We start from the raw sequence: 19032 nt of genomic DNA, 5'->3' as shown, positions 1-19032 counted from the left end.
CCTGGTTGGACCAAGGCAACCAGGCCACACGGATCGCATTGCAATCGACCCAGGGTGATCATGTCCGCCACCATTCCCGATACAGACTTTGCACCTGAAATGGATCCCCCCTTCGCCCCGGCCTGGTGGTTGCCCGGCGGCCACCTTCAAACGCTATGGAACCCGTTCTGCCGCCGAACGCCTGTGCTTCAGCGCCGGCGAGAGCGGTTATGGCTGGCAGACGAAGACTTCATCGATCTCGATTGGCACGGCCCACATGATCCCGCGGCACCGCTCGTGCTGGTATTGCATGGCCTGACCGGCTCATCGAATTCGCTCTATGTGCTCGGCCTGCAACGGCAACTGGCGAGCCGAAACTGGGCAAGCGTCGCCATCAACTGGCGAGGGTGCTCTGGCGAGCCGAACCTGCTCCCGCGCGCCTATCATTCCGGCGCCAGCGATGACCTGAGCGAAGTGATCGCTCACCTACAGGCCGCACGGCCATTGGCGCCGCTCTATGCCGTGGGTTATTCGCTAGGGGGCAACGTGCTGCTCAAATACCTCGGCGAGACCGGCCGGGCCGCGCCGCTGCAAAGGGCCGTGGCGGTTTCCGTACCCTTTCGCCTGGACCAGTGCGCTGACCGTATCGGATTGGGCTTTTCGCGGGTGTATCAGGCGCATTTCATGCGCGAGATGGTCGCCTATGTCAGGGACAAGCAGCGACTCTTCGCAAGCACGGGTAATGACGCCCATCTCTCGGCATTGAAGCGCCTGGGATCGCTGGAGGGCATGCGCACCTTCTGGGACTTCGATGGCCGCTTCACCGCCCCGCTGCACGGCTATACCGATGCCCGCGACTACTATCGCCGCGCCTCGAGCCGCTATTTCCTGCCGGACATCCGCATCCCTACCCTGCTAATCCAGGCCGAGGACGATCCGTTTGTATTTCGCCACAGCGTGCCAGAACCCGATGAGCTTTCAGCCACCACCACGCTGGAACTGCATAGGGCCGGCGGGCACGTCGGCTTCGTCGAGGGCTCGCTGTTCAAGCCAAGCTATTACCTGGAGCGGCGGATACCGGAGTGGCTGGTGTCAGCCGCTCGCTAGGTGCGATCAGAGCTAGCGGCCTAACATGAAAGTTTCGTACTCAAGATCCTCAAGAGAGCTAGACAAGCGGACCAGCCCTAGCAACACGCAAGTCAATACCGACAACGTGAATCCGTAGCCAAAGAAGCTAGGCCCCAGGTGCTGACTGGCAACCGTCAGCACAGCGTTGAGTAACACGAAGATCAAACACAGCTCGAGCACAATGCTGCGCTTGTCCAGGTAGAAAAACACGTTTAAAAGCGCCATGAACACGACCTGGATGCTCACACCGATGAGGTCAACGTAGAACAGAGGCAAGTAATAAGCCGATATCCCCAGCCAGGCCAGCAGCTTCGGTGCGATCAGGAACAGTAGTACCACCGTTAACCCTTGGACCTTGCAGATTTCCAGAAGCCCTTGACGCACTGACAGGATCAGCTGCTGCTTGAGCTGACCGATATGCTGCAGCGTTTCGCCACCGCGTATGGCCGAAAAGACCCGGTCATACCATTCGGCGAAATCGGTTTCGATGCGTACAAGAAACACCGCCATGCCAGGAATAATCGCGAGGTAAGCGAGGAAGATCGGCAAGTCGTAAAGCATCGAGGCACGCAGCGGACCAATCACGTGACTGGACGTACTGGGGTTGAACCAGAAAACGATTTTGTCTATCCAAATCCCAAGGTTGTAACACAGCCCTGTCAACATCAAACTGACGTACACCTGCTTGCGCTTGAAGAAGTCAAACGCCACCAGTTGCTTGGCAGGATATTCACGCAGGATATCGAACAGGAACATGAAGAACAGGCTGGCATGCCCTATTAGCAAGCCCAGCAACAACCCGTCGAGCTTCAAAAAGCGCAGCAGGAACGAGCACAGCACCATCAGTGAATAGCCCGCCACCATGACCAGCAGAATACGGTTGTAGGCCTTCATACCGGACAAGAAGATAATCGTAAGCCAAAGGTTACAAAGCACCACGAAGTTAGCCAGCATCAGCAAGCGATAGAGAAACGGCTGGTCAAACAGCAGGCTGAGCAAGAGAAAGCCAAGCACTCCCGAAGAAATCGTGATCACGAGCAATATGCCGATCAGATTCGGCAGAATTAGCTCCTGCCGCTTTTCGAACAGGCGATCAGATATGAAGCGGGTGAACAACAGCTGGGCCCCTCCAGTGAAAATCAGCGACGAAGCCATCAAATAGGTCACGCTCACCAAGAATTGCCGAATCAGCAGTTCAGGCACGACCACACCAAGGCTCATCACCCCGATGACCATGACGCTGATGATCGACAGTACCCATGGCCCAGAACTGATCAGCCCAGCGTAAACATAGGCGCGGAGTGTGGCCGTATAGGAGTCCCTCGACAGAATCTTGCGCAGCTCGAACCCTATCCCGGCCATGTCAGGCTTCTCCCGTGGCGTTGCGATAAAGGTTGCGGTAACGGTCGAGCATGATCGCCTCGGTGTAGTAGCGATTCACCCTCTGAAGACCAACCGACTGTGCTGATCGCCAACGTTCAGGGTCACTCAGCAGTTCGATGATGGCTCGGGATGTAGCCTGGGGATCTGCGATAGCCACCACCTCGCCTGCGCTACCCAGTGGCGGCTCCTCGTGAGGTGCGCCTTCGATCAGCTCACGGCATGAGCCGACATCGCTCGTCACCACCGGCGTACCGGCAGCCCAGGCTTCTAGGATCACTAGCGGCTGCGCCTCGCTGATCGAGGTCAGCACCATTAACCCGAGGCTGGGTAAAAGCTCGTGTATCTGACGGAAGCCGAGAAATTTCACTTTGCCTTCAAGCCCAAGGCTGATTACCAGGCTTCGACATTCGGCGGCGTAAGCGCGGTCTTCTTCTTCAGGGCCGACGATCCAGCCTTCTGAATCGGGAATGGTATTGACCACGCCGCGCATCGCGCGAATGAAGGTTTTTACGTCCTTAATGGGCACCACTCGGCCAACCAATCCGATAACCGGTGCTATGCCTGAAGGCCGACGCTGCAAAGCGTCGCCCCATGGAGCCATGGCTATTCCGTTGGGAATCACGCGCGTGCGCGCTGGATCGGCGCCATCGGCGATCTGCCGCTGACGGTTGCCGTCATACAGGGAAATGATCGGATCGGCCGCTCGATAAGTGAGCAGCCCGATGCGTTCGAAGAACCGTATCCATAGCTTGCGGATATAGCTGAACTCGGTATCCAGCCCGGTGCGCAGCGCCTCGTCCGGACTTTCTGATATCCAACTGGCCTGCGCCAGATCAATCTTGCGCTCCTTGGTATAGATACCGTGCTCGCTGAGGAGATAAGCGCACTGCCAACGGCGCTGCAAAATCGCTCCCAGCAACCCTGCGTACCCTGTCGACACCGAGTGCAGGGCCCTTGCGCGTGGCAACCGGGCCGCCGCTTGCGCAAGCATGACAAGCGGCGCCTGCATGGTGCGCAGCGTCCAGAAATAGTTGATGAACGAAGGATCACTGCAGTGCCGTGTGTAGCCGTCTGTTATAGCCTCCCAACTGGAGCGACTGTGCAGGACGTCATCGAGGCTCATTTGCCCCGAGGCCAACAGTTCCAAGACTGACTCACCCAGCTCAATGCTGGGCTCCTCTGGATGATGCAGGAACTGGTGCAACATTCGCATGTTGCCCGTAGCCCCCTCTCGCTTGGCAGCGACCACTGCATCTCCCGGACGCCAGGCAGTCTCGAGAAAATGCTCCTCAATGTGCACCACATTCGTCGGTATCTTGTACTGGCGCTCTCCGTAAGCCTCGCGCTGACCGCCGATGAAGAACACTGAGAACGTGAGTTCAGGAAGGCCCAGGATCAGTTGATTGACCCAGCTGGATACGCCGCCACGTACGTAGGGCCAGGTTCCTTCTAGTAGAAGGCAGACATCGGCGGTGGGCGTTTCAGGTAGTGTTTTGCTCACAGCCAGTACTTCGCTAGAGCAGCAAAAGGTGGGCGCTGCAGGACATCCTCGGGCAACTTTTGCAGCTGCTTAGAAACATCTTCGTAGCGGCCTTCGACGAAGGCGATCTCGGCGCGAAAGGGCGCTAGCGTTTGCACCCCAGTGCCTGCCGCTTCTGCCTGGTTGAAATGAATTTTTGCTGCATCCAGCCGCGCCTGCTCAAGCGCAATCCGTCCTGCCAGTACATGTGCAAAGGGGTTACTGGCAGCGCTGAGGGTCTGCTCCGCATGCTCTCGGGCCTGCTCGAGCACGTGTTCAAGTACGCTGCCCTGCGCGAGCCCCAAATAGGCGAGCTCCCAGTACCAGCGTGCCAGTGCATCATGCAGTGCCGCTCGGTGCATGCCTTCGGCCGCTGAAAGCTTTTGCAACGTGGTTTCTATGCGATGGTTGATCTCGCTCTCCAGCTTATCGAGCATTGAATACGCTAATAGGCGTACATCATCGGACGGATCGCGTAATGCCAGTTTTAGGATGGGTATAGCCTCGCGAGCTGGCATCCGGCGTGTAGCGAACAATGCTGTGAGTCGCTTCTCAGTATCGGGGGCATGCCGCAGTACATCTTGTAGCCCTCCATCGTTGAACATAAGCGCCTTGCCGCGCTCTTGCGGGCGGAAAGGTAGCTCGGGCACACCCATAGAATCCCAGCTCTGTTCCTGTTGGCGACGAGGCAGATAGAGTGCTGGGAAAAGGGACGCAGCTACACCTACCGCTCCCAAGCCAGGCACGAAGAAAGCAAGACTGAAGACGAACAAGGGACTCCAGGGCAGTGGATGCTTGTAGCGTTGTGGCAGCAGCAACCAGATGCCTGCACTGAGCATGGCACTGCTCAGCAGGTGGGCGCCGAGATAAAGCGAAGTCGCCTGTGCGACGCTAAGTTGCTCGTGAAAAGCCGCCCAACTGCCTACCTCGAACAGCAGTGCACCACTAAATAGCCACTTGCTGATCATTCAGTGCGCACTCGTTATAGAGAAAATGGTGCAAAGCATCGTTGCCTTTGGCAGCACCTAGATCATGGGCGGATACCCGCACCTGAAGACTTTCAAGCGTATTGCCCACGCCGAAACGCTCGCTGAGCAACGTATTAAGGCGAAACAGATAGCCTTGAGCGCCCTCGCTTGAGGTCAGCGGCAGCAAAACCAGAACGCAAGTGTTAGCCCGCTGATTAATCACTTTGAGCTGCAGGTCAAGCCCGCGCCGGCTTCCCTCAATTAGCCGTAGCAGTTCATCACTATGCGAGGAGTCAGTCACCTCCAGGGCAAAAAGACTGGCATCCAGCCCATGTTGCTGTGCATCGATCAACGAGCGCTTAAGGTTCTTGCTGAACTCCTGGCTATCCAAATCCTGAAGCTGAAGGGTCTTGGGATCGTTCAAGATCAGATCGGCGATGTGTCCGGCGAGGATCGCCAGCAGGCCGAAGACGCGATCATTGAAAGCGAAGAACGGCATCTGCTCCACAGCCAGTACGGCCAGGATACGACCTTCGGTGTCGATGAGCGGGACGCAAAGCTGATATTGCGAGTGTTGTCGATGCTCGCCGCGCTCAAGCAGCTGCTCTCGAATACTGACCAACTCTCCACGCTGTAGACACATGCGCATCAGCAGGTCTTGCCCGCTCATTGGGCCGACTTCACCGACGGCACTCAGTGGCGCTGGCGCGACTAAGCCTTCGCTTACCTGATATAGCCCTGCTGTCCGGAACGCGCCGTATTGTGCAAGTAGGCTCAACACGGGCTCGGCCAGCGCAGCAAGCGGATCATTACCACGCGGCAAACGACGCAACTGATTGCGCAAGCCAACCAATGAGCTACGCAGGCTCTGGTCACTGCCTGCGACTCGCTGCTCGAGACGATCATGCGAGATACGCAAGATGTAATGAGCGCGCGTGAACTCGTCGAGCCGAAGCTGACGGTAGTCGTTGGCCATATCCAGGCGCTCGAGTCGTCGCTCCCATATGTCGCGAAATTCGCCTACCAGCATCCCGCTGATCAACACACCAACGATGAACGACGCTGGCATTTCGGGATATAGCCCGTTGCCGTAACGGTGATAGGCAATCAGCGCCAGAATAAGCAGAACCGCACTGACCAGGCCGCGCATGAAGCCATAGCGCATGCCCAGCAGCAGCGGTGCCATGACCGGCCAGGGGAAAGATCCGTCAACCATCAGCGGGTCGTCAGGAGTCAGCCAATAGCCGAGTGCAATTGCCAAGCCGCTGAGAAGCCAAGTCTCCAGCCAGGAAACAGCGCCGCTAGCACGTGGCGCCAGCGTGAAGTCCTTATGTGCCGAGCTGAGTGCCATTACTCGAGACGCATCGCGCCGGCAAGCTCACGCAGCACCTTCTGCGCGGTGCCCGCTAGGCTTTCACGGGACCAGCCGGCACGCGCACCACTCTTACTCCACATGACCCGCCCAGTGGCCGGCTCAATTACTTGAAGCGTAATGCCCACAGCAGGCTCGCCATCAAGACCACTCTTGTACTGCCACTCCTCCACACTACCGCTGATGACGTAGTCGAGGCGCTCGGACTCTGCCCAGGACAGCGCCTGGGAAAGACGTTCGCGATCATCCAGCAGCGGCACGTCGGCTTGGGTCACGATAGGGTAATGACGCAGTTGCAAGCCTTGCTCGGCCAAAACACTCAGCAGGATCTGCTCGGCGCGCTCGCCCGCCTGCGGTGCCTGCGAGTAGTTCACGATGGGCACGAGTCCCCAGGCAGCGGCACGCGGCAAGGCAGACGCGTCCTGGTCGGTAAAGGTGGTGCAGCCACCAACGAAAAATGCCACGGCCAGCAAGGCTAGCAAGTGGATGGACGACATGGTTGTTTCTCCCTGTAAGTTCCGCATCAACGCCCGAAACGGGCGCTATAAGTCACACCCAGCGCTCCACCCGGCTCGCCGTCACCGTTGCGCGGTGCAGACTGGTAACCAAAGGTGAACGCCAACTCATCGTCGCCGAGCACTTCCATGCCGACGCCCGTAGTAATCGCGTAATTGGTTTGTTGTTCGGTCCATTGCCAGCCCGCCTGCACATCAAGCAACCAGCTGAATTGCGCTGTACCGCGATTCAAAGCGCCGGGGAAACCGCGACGCCAAGTGCTACCAACGTAAAGCTGACCGAATCGCTCCTGTAGAAGCGCGGCCGGCGTTAACAGGGACTCGTCGGTAGCAGAATCCGTATCGTCTGGAAGCTGGTCATTCTTTAATTGATATTTCGAATAGCTGAGTCCGCTGCGTAGCGTCCAGGCAGGCCCTTCGAAGAACACCGCATGGCTTAACTCGAAATTCGCCTGTTGTCCGCTACCCACCGCTTTGCCGTCCAACAAGCTGTAACGTTGATGGGCCAGCGACCAACTGAACTGATCGCGCGCGCTTATAACATGAGCGCCGCTTACACCAAACCCATCTCGTTGTCCCAGCGCTCGCAGGAGCCCACTTTCTTCGGCCTGACGCTGCCAGTCAGCATGAAACTCAAGGGCATCCTTACTCGTAAGCTGAAGTCGTCTGGAAATACCGAAGCCAAAGCGATCGCCCTCGTCGTGGTCACTGGTGTCCAGTGCGATAGTCAAAGAGCCCTTATCCAATGTTCGGGTCAAATCGAGTTCGGCCGCCTGCTCGACGCCAGGCTGAGCATTCAGCAGGCCGCTTCCTGAATAGTCCAACCGTGAGAGCGAAAGGCTTGCATGCCAATCATTATCCAGCTGCCTTGCAACCAGCGCGGTTGGGCCCTGAAGCTTCACTGAGCCGAAATCCTGTCGACGCATGCCTACTTGAATACCTTGGGGATTGAGTTCCTGCAGTGCCAACGCCTGCCGAAGCAACTGCTGGCGAACGATGACAGGTGGCTTGGGAGAGAGCGCAGCGAGGCTTTCTGCCATCGCCTGTCCGTTAGACCCCAGTCGCTGCAACGCCTCGACACGTTGCGCCGGGTCCAGCCCTTCATCAGCAAGCAGGCGTTCCAGGACCAGGCGATTATTCACCTGCAGCGCTTCCTGCAACTCGGCGTAGCGGCTGATTTTCAGCTCGTTGCGCCGTGCCCATGCCAACCATTGGCCCTTCAACGAACTCTGATTGAGTGTGTCGAGCTGCTCGCTGAACTGGTCGAACCAAAGCTGCAACATTGACCGTGAACCATCGCGCCAGCGTAGCGCCAATGCGTTAGCCGCCAAGCCTGCGCCTCGTGCGGACATCAGCCTCAAATAAATCTGATACTGCGCAGGATCCGCTCCATGGGTGGGCATCTCGAGATTGCGTAGCACATGGCGCCGCAAGCGTAGCGCGCGGTCCGAATAACCGGCACTCTCAAGGGCGTCTGCATAGGCTGCCTGCACCAGGCTGTCGTCGGGATTGAGCCGCAAGTAAAGATAGAACCAGCGCAATGCCTGATTGCTGCGATTAAGCAGCAGATTGGCATTGGCGAAGGGCAACCAAAGAGCACTCCGCTTAATTGCAAGGCCCTCCCATTGCCGCAACAAAGGAACGAGCGGTGCCTGCTGGCCCTGGTCGATGTAATGCCAGAGCAATTGAGGTCGAAATTCGCCGGTTTCAGGGAACCGCGCCAGCGCTTCGAGGTAAAGCCGCTCCGCCTCTTTGCTGTCTCCGGCCTCCGAAGCTTGCAGTGCGCGCGCACTCCAAAGGGCACTGATACTGTCGCTGCTGGGCAGCATACGACCCTCTCGTATCAATACATCGAGACGAGTCATATCCCCGAGCTGCATAGCCATCTGCAGCGCTCGACTAAGGATCGCCGGCGTTGGCCTACGCTTCCAGCTAGCAATCATGACGTCCAGAGCCCGCTCGGGCGAGCTGCGCTCGTATAACGTAATCAGCCGCTCTTCCGTCGTACTGTCTGGGGTAACGCTCAGTACGCCCAGCCTGAGGTAGCTTTCAAGCGCATCCGCGTCTCGCTCCAACTCCCACGCCAGCTCGCCCCGCAGACGCCAATACGCCTCGTCGGCCACCGAGTCGGTTTCGATGGAGTTAAGTACTTGCCATGCAGACTGAGGATTGAACAACTGCCACTCGACTTCCGCCCAGTCGACCCGCTGGTCGATGGTCAGGCCGAAACGGTGTTCTATGGCAGCCCAAATTACTGACTCTGCAGCCAATTGCTGCGTTTGCTCAAGTATCTGACGCAGACGCATCCATGCAAGCTGATGACCAGGTTGTAACCGCAAATAATTACGCAACCACTGCTCGGCCTGTTCCGGCGTGCCCCGCTCGCTGTGACTGTATACAAGCGTGTCCAGCTCTACGTCCGTCAATTGACGCCCCGCTCCGGTACCGGCCAGCAAAGCGATAGTGTTGTCGAAGTCAAATAGTTGAGCTGCCAAACGCCAGGCATGCTCTCGAATGGACGGGTTATCCTCTAACTGAATCAGCCGTAGCCAGAAGTTCAGCGCTGCCACGGTGTGCCCCGTCCACTCACCGAGCTGGGCGAGTTGCTTGAGGAGCCCTGTATCTGAAGACTCAGCGGTCGCCAGACGCTGGCCAACGTCCCACGCCTGCTCAAGCTCTCCAGCCGCGAGATGCAGACCAAACTCAGCTTTTAGCGCAGCTAGATCATCTGGTTGCAGCTTGCGCCATGACGTCATCAGATCAGTCGCCAAGTCATAACGATGGCTGCCAATTCCCGCCTGCACTGCCGCGCCCATTAGCGCCCCGTCCCCTGCGTTCATCAATGACAGATGACGATGAACGAGTTCTGCGGCCTGCTCGCTCCGGTCTCCCGATAACAGCGCTGAGAACGCCTGCTGCAGATACCGACGCTGGTCGGCTGTTGTCTCAGCATTACTGAGCAGTTCATTGAAAAGCCCCGCAGCCGCCAGCACTTCACCAGCACCCAAGTGGGCCTGGGCGGCCTCGTTTAACCAGTAATCACGGCGCTCGCCATCCCGCGCAGTGAGGTCACGATAGGCGGGCGCCGCCAGCCCCGGATCGGTGAGCGACAGTGCATAACGGGCATAACGAATAAGCTCATCGGTTGAAATACTGTTGCGGTCTACCGCTCGCATCTGATCTTGCAGAGCAGCGCGAGCTTGCAACGTCAGGCTTTGAGGGTCTGCTTGAGCTTCAAGCACTGCTAATTCGGAAAGCAAAAAACGTACGCGATGAGCTTCACTTTCAGGCAGCTGGTAGACATGCGAGCGGGCCCGTCGGAGATCACCTAGCTCGATCAACTGCTTAATCAGCTTGAGCCGAAGACTGGTGTTATCCGGGTGCGCTTGGAGCAACAGTTCGGCGTAGCTGATGGAGACAGCATCAGGTTGTTCCTCGCCGGGCATAAGAGCATCTTCGCCGGTATAGGTCAGCACGAGCAATGCGCCCAGCAGCACTACTATTAGCAGTAGTGCCCAAGGACTCAACAATCGAGTGGGGCTATTGGCAGTATAGTTGCGCATCAGCCACTCGTTTCATAGGTAGATCGAACTGCCACAGGCCATTCTTGCCAGTCGCCGGATAGCGTTTTCCACTGACATTGAGTGAGCACCTGTTTGCTGCGCGTACCGTGAAACTCAGGGGCATCTCACCGGCAAATGACAATCTGACCTTATGCTCATCAAGATAGTCCCAGTCGAGCAACGGCAGGTTCGCCTGCTCCAGTGCGGGTCGTAGATCACGTTCACTTCGGAGGGCTAGCACCGCGTTGGGATTGCTCAGGTGTACATACCGCCCTTGAGGCAAGTCACGGACGCCCGCGACCCCCTGCGAACGCCCAAGATCCGGCCAGCCCAGAGCTGGATCCAGCCTCAGGGTGCGCAGTCCATCCATGCCTCGAAACTGCCATCGCCCATCAGCCAGGCGCGCCAGGCTCGCCTGATGCAATCCATGCATGCGCGTTAAGTACTGACTCATCCACAGCGATACCGGCTGCTCGGCCTCCATCGAGCGATAGATGTCCTGCATGACACGAATTGATGCCTGCTTAGTGCCCGAATAGAAGTGGTAATAAAGGTGCAATCCACGCAGGCGTCGAGGAATATCCGTGAGGGCGAACGTTTCAAGTACGCCACGAAAACCGTAATACGGCCCGCGCCACAAGTTGGTGTAAACGTTTTCGTTGATAATCGGTGCGTAGTACTGAATACCGCCGGCTGTGGGCCTAATAAGTGGTGATAGGCCGGTCAGCGATGGATGGGCGTTCGTCAACGCTGTGTTGCCACCATTTACATTTGCTAATCCGGCGTCATAAGCCAACTTGATCGTCGCCGCATCCGGCAAAGCATCGCCTGACCAGAAGATCATCTTCACCGGTTTCTTCGCGCTGGTCAGACGCTCGTTGATATAGGCTGTGGACCCCACCACTTCTCGAGTGAAGTCGATTTTTTCATAGCCGGGGATGGCCATCATCATTCCGTATTCCGCCGTGAACCCCTCACGCTTTCGTACCTGATCTGGCTGCCAGAAGAATGGATGACTGAAACTGTGGGTTGCCACCTCAACCTTCGGCTCGGCGAAGATTTCCCGAGCGATAGGTTCAAGTTCCCTGGCCAGATGCGGATAGCGACCCTTGGGTCCAACCTCCCCTTCGATCACCGACACTGAAGTTAAAAACGGGTGCGGTTTGATCAACGCGTCGAGCACTTCGCGCCCTGCGTATGGGGACCCGGTCACTTCAGCACGCGAAAGGAAGCCATCGCCATCGATATGCACTGTGGCGATGCGACGGCCATTTTCAGTGGTGGCATCAGGGCGCGGTAAAGCAGGCAGTCGAAGGGCGCGCTGCAGAAAGGCAAAGGGATCGATTATCCAGCGCTGACTGTCTCGGCCCTCTTCGATGAGGTAAGGGTTCAACGCGATGCCGCCGGCCGGCCCAATAGCTACAGGCACGTACTGCCGTCCATCGGTATCTACTAGCGCAAGCGCCGCAGCTGCATCACCGCCGTCGATCAGCGTAAGCGGAACGAGGTCGCGAGTACGAACGACCACAGGCGCCTCAAAACGACCCAAAAGTGTCTCGTCGTGATCGGCAACTATCACGTCCCCCTTTGCCGGGGATTGAACGCGGCGCAGCCCCATTCTTTTCAAGAGTCCATCATTGGAGACCGGCAATCCAGCCATGATCGCCAGCGGAACGGACTCATCCATTCTCTTAGCCAACCATTGATTGAACGCTGCCGCGTCATCAGGCGGGCCGCTGGTCATCCAAGTGATCACCCCTGCGTACAGGCCTGCAAATGGATCACCAGGCAGTTGGTCAGCCGGCAGATAGTCCACTCGGTAGCCCAAATACTCCAGCAAACCACCTAGCACTGTATGGCCTTGATTGGACGTCAACGCGCCCTCGCGCGGGTCGTAAACCAGCGCGATCCGCCGGGGCTGGACCTCGACACCACTGATACCAAGATAGTTAAGGTCCGGCATTGTCACGAACGGCACGAAGCCCTCTTGCCACAACCGCTTGGCAAGCGCGCGCGCCTCTTCACGTCGCGACGAAGGAAGGTAATCGATGGCAATCAAGGGCACGCCTTGAGCGCGCAGTGGCTCAAGATGGAGGCTAAGCCAGTCTCGGTCTTCTTGGGGGACCGCTCGATAACGTTGGGTATGGGCGTCCCATCCGGAGTGGATCGATTCGACTGCCACTGCCGCAGCAACACCCGGCAGCTCGGGGAGTACCTCGAATCCACGATTGAAGATCAATAGGAGGTTAGGCTGTCGCTGACTCAGCTCAGCCAAGAAATCCCGAAGCGCCTGTCGCTGGGCCTCTCTAGCGCCCTCAGGCAGTAGCTGAAAGCTGTCCAGCGTATCTAGAAAAAGCCCGGCATAGCCTTGATTGGCCAGCTCTTCCGCACGGCGCAGAAGGTGGTGTCGCCAAGCAGGAGAGGTCAAAAGCATGACCTGGCTGGACCACGCCTCGTTGCGGACCTCGCTTGCTCCCCGCGCCACGCCACTCTCTAGTTCATTGATGTCGCCGTCGTACTCACCGACTGAAAGATAGGCAAAGGGCTGGCTACCCTGCGAGCGAAGAAAATCTATGTCTGAAGGGATTGCGTGAGCGGGCTCGAGTATCGCCCATTCGAATTGCGAAAGCTCAGCCAGTGGCGGATTGTCTGCGTACCAGAAAGCTACGCTTCCGGGTGCTGCCGAGGCGCTAGCAATAGAATAACCGCTAGGCATCAGCATACTAAGCAGCAGCGCTACGAGGCACCAGCGCCTACGCAAACACAGCGATTGACACGTTAGGCCAGGACGGCAGGTAAGGGCTTGGACATTCCGCATGACGTTACCAACGGAGAATTACAACGGGCCCATTAGCTCATAACCAAAATGCCATTACAATCAAATTGCCACTATGCGCGACAGACGGCTGACTCCCAGCCCGAAAAAGGTCAATACCTTGACAACTGATGCCGCCAAAAAAATCCCTTTCCGGTAATTGGTAACAGCTCTCTCTAGACTACTGAGAAAAGCGCCACCAATGGCACCTTTAAGCGTCGACGCAGCTCATCGAAAGCCGGCCTGGCACCATCGGATACAAACCCATCCTCAAGTGCAAGCACTTGGTAAATGCCGCGGCGCAACATAGGCTCGGTCAAGCAACCTTGCCCCCACCCAGCGGTGCACAGAAAACGTACCCAGGAAGTCACGACGATCCAGGCGTTGAGAGCGACTGCTTCGACCTGTGCCTCCGTCATATATAAAACACCGGCATCGACAAACCCCCCATAGATGCGCCGAGCCACCCTAAGATGGCTTTCCGCAAAGCTTCGATACCGCTCCGCCAGCACCTCGTCGCCGTCCAGAAGATGCTCTAGGTCCCGGTGCAGAAAGCGATAGTCCCACATTGCCGAAAGCAGCGACTCGAGATAGAAGGTCTTGTCTTCCATGGTAACTGCGCGCCCCTCGGGGAGCTGCAGAAAACCGTCGACTGCCCCCTCATAGCGATCAAACAATTCAGCGATGATCGCCTGCTTGTTGCGAAAGTGGTAATAGAGGTTGCCGGGCGAAATCTCCAGGTGCGCAGCGATGTGATTCGTGGTCACGCTGCGCTCGCCCTGGGCGTTGAACAGCTCGAGGCTGGCCTGCAGGATGCGCTCGCGGGTTCTTGGTTTCGGGGACATTGCGGAAAGCTACTTTCGTCGTGCTAGAGCCGGAACGCAAAGGTAACCCGACCGCCGTGAACGCGCACAGGTTTGACAGTTTAGAGTTTTTACTCTAGAAATCTTCGATCTGTCGCCTTCCGGAGCATCGTTCATGCTTGCCGACGCTGTGTATTCGCATCCCACCCATCTCGAAACCGAGCGTTTGCAGGCGTTATTCGAGCGTCAGCGCAGTGCTTTTCAGGCCTATCCCAGCCCTACTGCAGCGGATCGTCTGCAGTGGCTAGAAGCGCTGTATGACTTGCTCGCCAGTCATCAGCAGCCGGTGATCGATGCCATCAGTGAGGATTTCGGTAATCGCTCGGCTGACGAGACTTGTCTCGCCGAGATCATGCCCAGCCTGCATGGCATTCGCCACGCCAAACGCCTCCTGCCGCGTTGGATGAAGCCTTCTCGGCGCAGTGTTGGGCTGGCCTTTCAGCCCGCCAGCGCCCGCGTCGTTTACCAGCCACTCGGGGTGGTCGGCATTATCGTGCCGTGGAACTACCCGTTGTATCTGGCCATCGGCCCGCTGATCGGCGCGCTGGCTGCCGGCAACCGGGTGATGCTGAAGATGAGCGAGTCGACACCGGTTACAGGCCAGCTACTCAAGAACTTGCTCGCGCAGATCTTTCCCGAGGACCAGGTCGCGGTTGTCCTCGGCGAGGCAGAGGTAGGCATCGCGTTTTCCAAGCTGCCTTTCGACCACCTGCTATTCACCGGCAGCACCAGCGTAGGCCGGCACGTCATGCGAGCCGCCGCAGAAAACCTGACGCCGGTGACACTCGAGCTGGGCGGCAAATCGCCCGCTATTGTCTCGAACGACGTGCCGCTCGCCGACGCTGCCGAGCGCATCGCTTTTGGCAAGACGCTCAATGCCGGGCAGACCTGCGTCGCGCCGGACTACGTACTGGTCCCACGGCAGCGCATCGATGACTTTGTCGAGGCCTATCGAAAGGTCGTTCAGCGTTTTTATCCGCAGCTGGCGGACAATCCGGACTACACCTCCATCGTCAACCGGCGGCAGCATGCCCGTTTGCAAGGCTATCTGGACGATGCCCAGGCCAAGGGTGCGCGCCTGCTCCCGCTGTTCGAACAGGGACAGGACCGGCGCATGCCGCACTGCCTGCTGCTCGACGTCACCGACGAGATGCAGGTCATGCAGGACGAGATCTTCGGCCCGCTGCTGCCGGTGGTGCCATATGACGGGATCGACCAGGCGCTCGCCTATGTCAACGCACGTCCACGCCCACTGGCGCTGTATTACTTCGGCTACGACCGGAGCGAGCAGCGCCATGTGCTGCGTCATACCCATTCTGGCGGTGTCTGCCTCAACGACACGCTGTTGCATGTCGCACAGGATGATCTGCCCTTTGGTGGCGTTGGCCCGTCAGGGATGGGCCACTACCACGGGCACGACGGATTCCTTACGTTCAGCAAGGCCAAAGGGGTATTCATTAAGCAGCGCTTCAATGCCGCCCGAATGATCTACCCCCCTTACGGCAAGGCGCTGCAGAAGCTGGTCTACAAGCTCTTCGTGCGTTGAAAAAGCGCAATCGGTGACAACAACAATGACCAGTACCGAGCGATCATTTTCCCGCCGCAGCCTTCTCAGGGTTGGGTTGTTTGGCAGCGCCGCCTTGGCCGGCGCAGGCCTGCTCGGCAGTTTGTCCGGCTGTCGTGGCGAGCGGTCTGCTGCGGGCTTCACGCAGTTGCGCGACAGCGACCTGCCGATGCTACAGCGCCTGACGCCAGTCCTGCTGGAGGGTACCGTGCCGGAATCGAACATGCCCAGCGCCGTGCAGGGCACCCTGACGAACCTCGATCAAGGGCTCGCTCATCTGTCGCCCGCCGTGTTGAAACAGGTGCAGCAGTTGTTTGATTTGCTCTCTCTTACCCTCACCCGCGGCCCGCTGACTGGCATATGGGGCGCCTGGGAACAGGCGCAGGATGGCGAGGTACAGGCGTTTCTACAGCGATGGGAGAACAGCTCGGTCGCACTGTTGCGCCAGGGTCATGCCTCACTTCAGCAGATGATCCTGATGGCCTGGTATGGCCGACCGGAATCCTGGCGTCACTGCGGCTACCCCGGCCCGCCGGTTATCTAGCAGTGAATGCAGTGACCGCTCGACCGACTTGAGGAATCCGCAATGCCTGTTACCGACCCCTTTGCCGAAGGTATAGCCCGAGGCTGGAAGACCCATGACGGTTCGCAGCTCGAACGGGACCTTACACTCGACGCCGACATTGCCATCGTTGGCAGCGGGGCTGGCGGTGCCACCAGTGCCGAGCTCCTCAGCGCAGCCGGCTACAAGGTACTGCTGATCGAGGAGGGCCCGCTGCGCAGCAGCCGCGACTTCGACATGCAGGAGCCGTCCGCCTACGCCTCGCTCTATCAGGAGGCGATCGGCCGTACCAGCAAGGACGGCGCCATCACCATCCTGCAGGGCCGCGCCGTCGGCGGTTCGACACTGGTGAACTGGACATCGAGTTTCCGCACCCCAGCTGCCACCCTGGAGCACTGGGCTCGTGAACATTCCGTCAAAGGGCTTTCCGAACACTCCATGGCGCCCTGGTTCGAACGCATGGAACAGCGTCTGGGCATCGAGCCATCGCCACTGCCGCCCAACGCCAACAATCAGGTGATCCGCGACGGCTGTTCAGCGCTCGGTTACAGCTGGGCGGTGATCCCGCGCAACGTGCGAGGCTGCTGGAACCTGGGTTACTGCGGCATGGGCTGCCCGACCAATGCCAAGCAGTCGATGCTGGTGACAACCATCCCGGCCACTCTGAACTCCGGCGGCGAGCTGCTTTACCTCGCTCGCGCCGAGCGCCTTGTTCTGGACAAGTCGCGCGTCACCGCACTGGAGTGCCTCGCCATGGATGCGCGCAGCGTCGCGCCGACCGGCCACAAGATTCGGGTGCGTGCTCGCCACTACATTCTCGCTGGCGGCGGGATCAACACACCGGCAATCCTGTTGCGCTCAGACGCGCCCGACCCACATCAGCGCGTCGGTAAACGCACCTTTCTGCATCTGGTGAATTTCTCTGCCGCCCAGTTCGAGCAGGTGATCAACCCGTTCTACGGCGCGCCCCAGTCGATCTATTCTGATCAGTTCCAATGGGATGACGGCACCGCCGGGCGTATGTCCTACAAGCTGGAAGTGCCGCCCATCCACCCGGCCCTGGCCGCAACATTGCTCGGCCGCGGAGGGATCGACAATGCCCTGCGCATGGAGCAGTTGCCGCATACCAATGCCATGATTGCGCTTATGCGCGACGGCTTTCACCCTGACAGCGCCGAGGGCACGGTTCAGCTACGTAGCGACGGCACCCCCACCCTCGACTACCGGATGACGCCCTACACCTGGGACGGGATTCGCCGCGCCTACCACAGCATGGCGGATGTCCAGTTCGCTGCGGGCGCCAGAACCGTCCTGCCGCTGCACAGCGACGCCAGTCATGCCACCAGCCTCGAACACGCGCGCCAGATGATCGATGGGCTGAGTCTGGAGCTGTACCGCACGCGTCTCGGCAGCGCCCATGTGATGGGAGGCTGCGCCATGGGCGAAGACCCGCGTCAGGCGGTCACTGACAGCCTTGGCCGGCATCATCAGCTGGACAACCTGTCGATCCACGACGGTTCGCTGTTTCCCACCAGCATCGGTGCCAACCCGCAATTGTCCATCTATGGCCTTGCCGCGAACCTCTCGAGTCAATTGGCCGAAAGGTTGAAAAACCCATGAACGGCTTCGTTGTGCTGACATTCGGCAGCCATCCGCTTTGATGCTTTACGCTGCCGACACCGAGCCGCTACCATCCACCCCCCACGCAAGCGTCAGGACGCCGCGATGAATCGAGTGCTGTATCCGGGAACCTTCGACCCGATCACCATGGGCCATACCGACCTGGTCGAGCGCGCCTCGCGCCTGTTCGATGAAGTCATCATTGCCGTCGCTGCCAGCCCCAACAAGAATCCGCTGTTCCCGCTGGAACAACGCGTTGCACTGGCCAAGGAAGTGACCTCGCACCTGCCGAACGTCAAGGTGATGGGGTTTTCCACTCTGCTGGCGCACTTCGTCACCGAACAGAAAGCCAACGTGCTGCTGCGCGGCCTGCGGGCGGTTTCGGACTTCGAATACGAGTTCCAGCTGGCCAATATGAACCGTCAGCTCGTTCCGGACGTGGAGAGTTTGTTTCTGACGCCATCGGAAAAATTTTCCTATATTTCCTCGACCCTGGTCCGCGAGATCGCCCGGCTTGGCGGCGATGTCAGCAAATTCGTTCACCCCTCGGTGATGAAGGCGTTGACCGAGCGCTACGGCTCGCGCTGAAGCATTCCAGCCTTTGCGCGGCGGACACTCATCGACAAAAGGGTGATCACTGCCGCGTGCACCGGGCGAGTCGATGCGGCAAAATTGGCGCGTCGTTATTACTTGCGCTGCGGCAGATGCCGCAGCTGGAGCCAGCTGGATGTCCCTGATAATCACCGATGACTGTATCAACTGCGACGTGTGCGAGCCCGAGTGCCCGAACAGCGCAATTTCCCAAGGCGAGGAAATCTACATCATCGACCCGAACCTCTGCACCGAATGCGTCGGCCACTACGACGAACCGCAGTGCCAGCAGGTCTGCCCGGTGGACTGCATCCCCCTCGACGAGAGCAATGTCGAGAGCAAGGACGAGCTGATGCAGAAGTACATGATCATCACCGGAAAGGCCTGATTTATCTTTTGCGGCCTCACCCGAACGGTGAGGTCAGCACTCCCTCTCGCCTAAAACTCCAAACGATCTCGCTACAGGCTGGCACTCACACGCCTGGCTGCGTCTGCAGGCAATCCAGCGAAACAAATCGAACCCCGGAAACAGCACGGCTCCGCACGCAGTGAAGCGGCGGAGCCGTGAATGGCAGGTCATCGCAGTTCAG

The 19032-nt window shown here is 58.7% G+C and carries 14 protein-coding genes; 6 read left to right on the top strand and 8 right to left on the bottom strand.

Annotated elements, in window-relative coordinates; all coding sequences use genetic code 11:
- The first annotated feature begins 99 nt into the window (after positions 1-99).
- Positions 100-1086, top strand: a complete 987-nt coding sequence (locus ALTERO38_RS00560) for a hydrolase (protein WP_159969607.1) — start codon at positions 100-102, stop codon at positions 1084-1086.
- Between the two features lie 12 nt (positions 1087-1098).
- Here ALTERO38_RS00560 and pelG read toward each other — a convergent pair whose 3' ends face one another.
- The 8 genes from pelG to ALTERO38_RS00520 all read right to left on the bottom strand — a co-directional run bounded on the left by pelG (position 1099) and on the right by ALTERO38_RS00520 (position 14087).
- Positions 1099-2469 carry an exopolysaccharide Pel transporter PelG gene (gene pelG, locus ALTERO38_RS00555; RefSeq protein WP_159966880.1) on the bottom strand — a complete coding sequence of 457 codons (1371 nt, stop codon included), beginning with the start codon at positions 2467-2469 and terminating at the stop codon, positions 1099-1101.
- Position 2470: 1 nt separating this feature from the next.
- A complete protein-coding gene (gene pelF, locus ALTERO38_RS00550; protein ID WP_159966879.1) occupies positions 2471-3991 on the bottom strand; it encodes a GT4 family glycosyltransferase PelF in 1521 nt (506 codons plus the stop codon).
- Positions 3988-4977 carry a HEAT repeat domain-containing protein gene (locus ALTERO38_RS00545; protein ID WP_159966878.1) on the bottom strand — a complete coding sequence of 330 codons (990 nt, stop codon included), beginning with the start codon at positions 4975-4977 and terminating at the stop codon, positions 3988-3990. Before ALTERO38_RS00545 ends, pelF begins: the two co-directional genes overlap by 4 nt.
- A complete protein-coding gene (locus tag ALTERO38_RS00540; protein WP_159966877.1) occupies positions 4955-6328 on the bottom strand; it encodes a PelD GGDEF domain-containing protein in 1374 nt (457 codons plus the stop codon). The genes ALTERO38_RS00545 and ALTERO38_RS00540 overlap by 23 nt, the downstream gene beginning before the upstream one ends.
- Positions 6328-6846 carry a penicillin-binding protein activator LpoB gene (locus ALTERO38_RS00535; protein WP_159966876.1) on the bottom strand — a complete coding sequence of 173 codons (519 nt, stop codon included), beginning with the start codon at positions 6844-6846 and terminating at the stop codon, positions 6328-6330. The genes ALTERO38_RS00540 and ALTERO38_RS00535 overlap by 1 nt, the downstream gene beginning before the upstream one ends.
- A gap of 26 nt (positions 6847-6872) precedes the next feature.
- Positions 6873-10427 carry a tetratricopeptide repeat protein gene (locus ALTERO38_RS00530; RefSeq protein WP_159966875.1) on the bottom strand — a complete coding sequence of 1185 codons (3555 nt, stop codon included), beginning with the start codon at positions 10425-10427 and terminating at the stop codon, positions 6873-6875.
- Positions 10405-13149: a bifunctional glycoside hydrolase 114/ polysaccharide deacetylase family protein gene (locus tag ALTERO38_RS00525; protein WP_256663738.1), complete on the bottom strand. Its 2745-nt coding sequence runs from the start codon at positions 13147-13149 to the stop codon at positions 10405-10407. Before ALTERO38_RS00525 ends, ALTERO38_RS00530 begins: the two co-directional genes overlap by 23 nt.
- 269 nt (positions 13150-13418) lie before the next feature.
- Positions 13419-14087 carry a TetR/AcrR family transcriptional regulator gene (locus tag ALTERO38_RS00520; protein WP_159966873.1) on the bottom strand — a complete coding sequence of 223 codons (669 nt, stop codon included), beginning with the start codon at positions 14085-14087 and terminating at the stop codon, positions 13419-13421.
- A gap of 133 nt (positions 14088-14220) precedes the next feature.
- On the opposite strand from ALTERO38_RS00520, the gene ALTERO38_RS00515 reads away from it, so the two are divergent.
- From ALTERO38_RS00515 to ALTERO38_RS00495, 5 genes are all read left to right on the top strand, one after another.
- Positions 14221-15651: a coniferyl aldehyde dehydrogenase gene (locus tag ALTERO38_RS00515; RefSeq protein WP_159966872.1), complete on the top strand. Its 1431-nt coding sequence runs from the start codon at positions 14221-14223 to the stop codon at positions 15649-15651.
- A 25-nt stretch (positions 15652-15676) separates the two neighbouring features.
- A complete protein-coding gene (locus tag ALTERO38_RS00510; RefSeq protein ID WP_159966871.1) occupies positions 15677-16213 on the top strand; it encodes a twin-arginine translocation pathway signal protein in 537 nt (178 codons plus the stop codon).
- A 42-nt stretch (positions 16214-16255) separates the two neighbouring features.
- Positions 16256-17851: a GMC family oxidoreductase gene (locus ALTERO38_RS00505; protein WP_159966870.1), complete on the top strand. Its 1596-nt coding sequence runs from the start codon at positions 16256-16258 to the stop codon at positions 17849-17851.
- A gap of 105 nt (positions 17852-17956) precedes the next feature.
- A complete protein-coding gene (gene coaD, locus ALTERO38_RS00500) occupies positions 17957-18439 on the top strand; it encodes a pantetheine-phosphate adenylyltransferase (RefSeq protein ID WP_029404817.1) in 483 nt (160 codons plus the stop codon).
- Positions 18440-18578: 139 nt separating this feature from the next.
- Complete coding sequence (locus ALTERO38_RS00495) at positions 18579-18830, top strand: YfhL family 4Fe-4S dicluster ferredoxin (RefSeq protein ID WP_159966869.1); 252 nt, start codon at positions 18579-18581, stop codon at positions 18828-18830.
- The last annotated feature ends 202 nt before the right edge of the window (positions 18831-19032 follow it).

The sequence above is a fragment of the Pseudomonas sp. 9Ag genome, assembly GCF_902506445.1.
GTDB lineage: Bacteria > Pseudomonadota > Gammaproteobacteria > Pseudomonadales > Pseudomonadaceae > Stutzerimonas > Stutzerimonas stutzeri_AB.
This window is presented reverse-complemented; position numbering and strand designations above follow the sequence as displayed.

What these genes read in the sequence shown, in the direction of transcription:
- ALTERO38_RS00560 (WP_159969607.1), top strand. Translation starts at nt 100, where the DNA reads ATGGATCCCCCCTTCGCCCCGGCCTGGTGGTTGCCCGGCGGCCACCTT.
- pelG (WP_159966880.1), bottom strand. Translation starts at nt 2,469, where the DNA reads ATGGCCGGGATAGGGTTCGAGCTGCGCAAGATTCTGTCGAGGGACTCC.
- ALTERO38_RS00545 (WP_159966878.1), bottom strand. Translation starts at nt 4,977, where the DNA reads ATGATCAGCAAGTGGCTATTTAGTGGTGCACTGCTGTTCGAGGTAGGC.
- ALTERO38_RS00540 (WP_159966877.1), bottom strand. Translation starts at nt 6,328, where the DNA reads ATGGCACTCAGCTCGGCACATAAGGACTTCACGCTGGCGCCACGTGCT.
- ALTERO38_RS00535 (WP_159966876.1), bottom strand. Translation starts at nt 6,846, where the DNA reads ATGTCGTCCATCCACTTGCTAGCCTTGCTGGCCGTGGCATTTTTCGTT.
- ALTERO38_RS00530 (WP_159966875.1), bottom strand. Translation starts at nt 10,427, where the DNA reads ATGCGCAACTATACTGCCAATAGCCCCACTCGATTGTTGAGTCCTTGG.
- ALTERO38_RS00525 (WP_256663738.1), bottom strand. Translation starts at nt 13,149, where the DNA reads ATGCTGATGCCTAGCGGTTATTCTATTGCTAGCGCCTCGGCAGCACCC.
- ALTERO38_RS00520 (WP_159966873.1), bottom strand. Translation starts at nt 14,087, where the DNA reads ATGTCCCCGAAACCAAGAACCCGCGAGCGCATCCTGCAGGCCAGCCTC.
- ALTERO38_RS00515 (WP_159966872.1), top strand. Translation starts at nt 14,221, where the DNA reads ATGCTTGCCGACGCTGTGTATTCGCATCCCACCCATCTCGAAACCGAG.
- ALTERO38_RS00510 (WP_159966871.1), top strand. Translation starts at nt 15,677, where the DNA reads ATGACCAGTACCGAGCGATCATTTTCCCGCCGCAGCCTTCTCAGGGTT.
- ALTERO38_RS00505 (WP_159966870.1), top strand. Translation starts at nt 16,256, where the DNA reads ATGCCTGTTACCGACCCCTTTGCCGAAGGTATAGCCCGAGGCTGGAAG.
- coaD (WP_029404817.1), top strand. Translation starts at nt 17,957, where the DNA reads ATGAATCGAGTGCTGTATCCGGGAACCTTCGACCCGATCACCATGGGC.
- ALTERO38_RS00495 (WP_159966869.1), top strand. Translation starts at nt 18,579, where the DNA reads ATGTCCCTGATAATCACCGATGACTGTATCAACTGCGACGTGTGCGAG.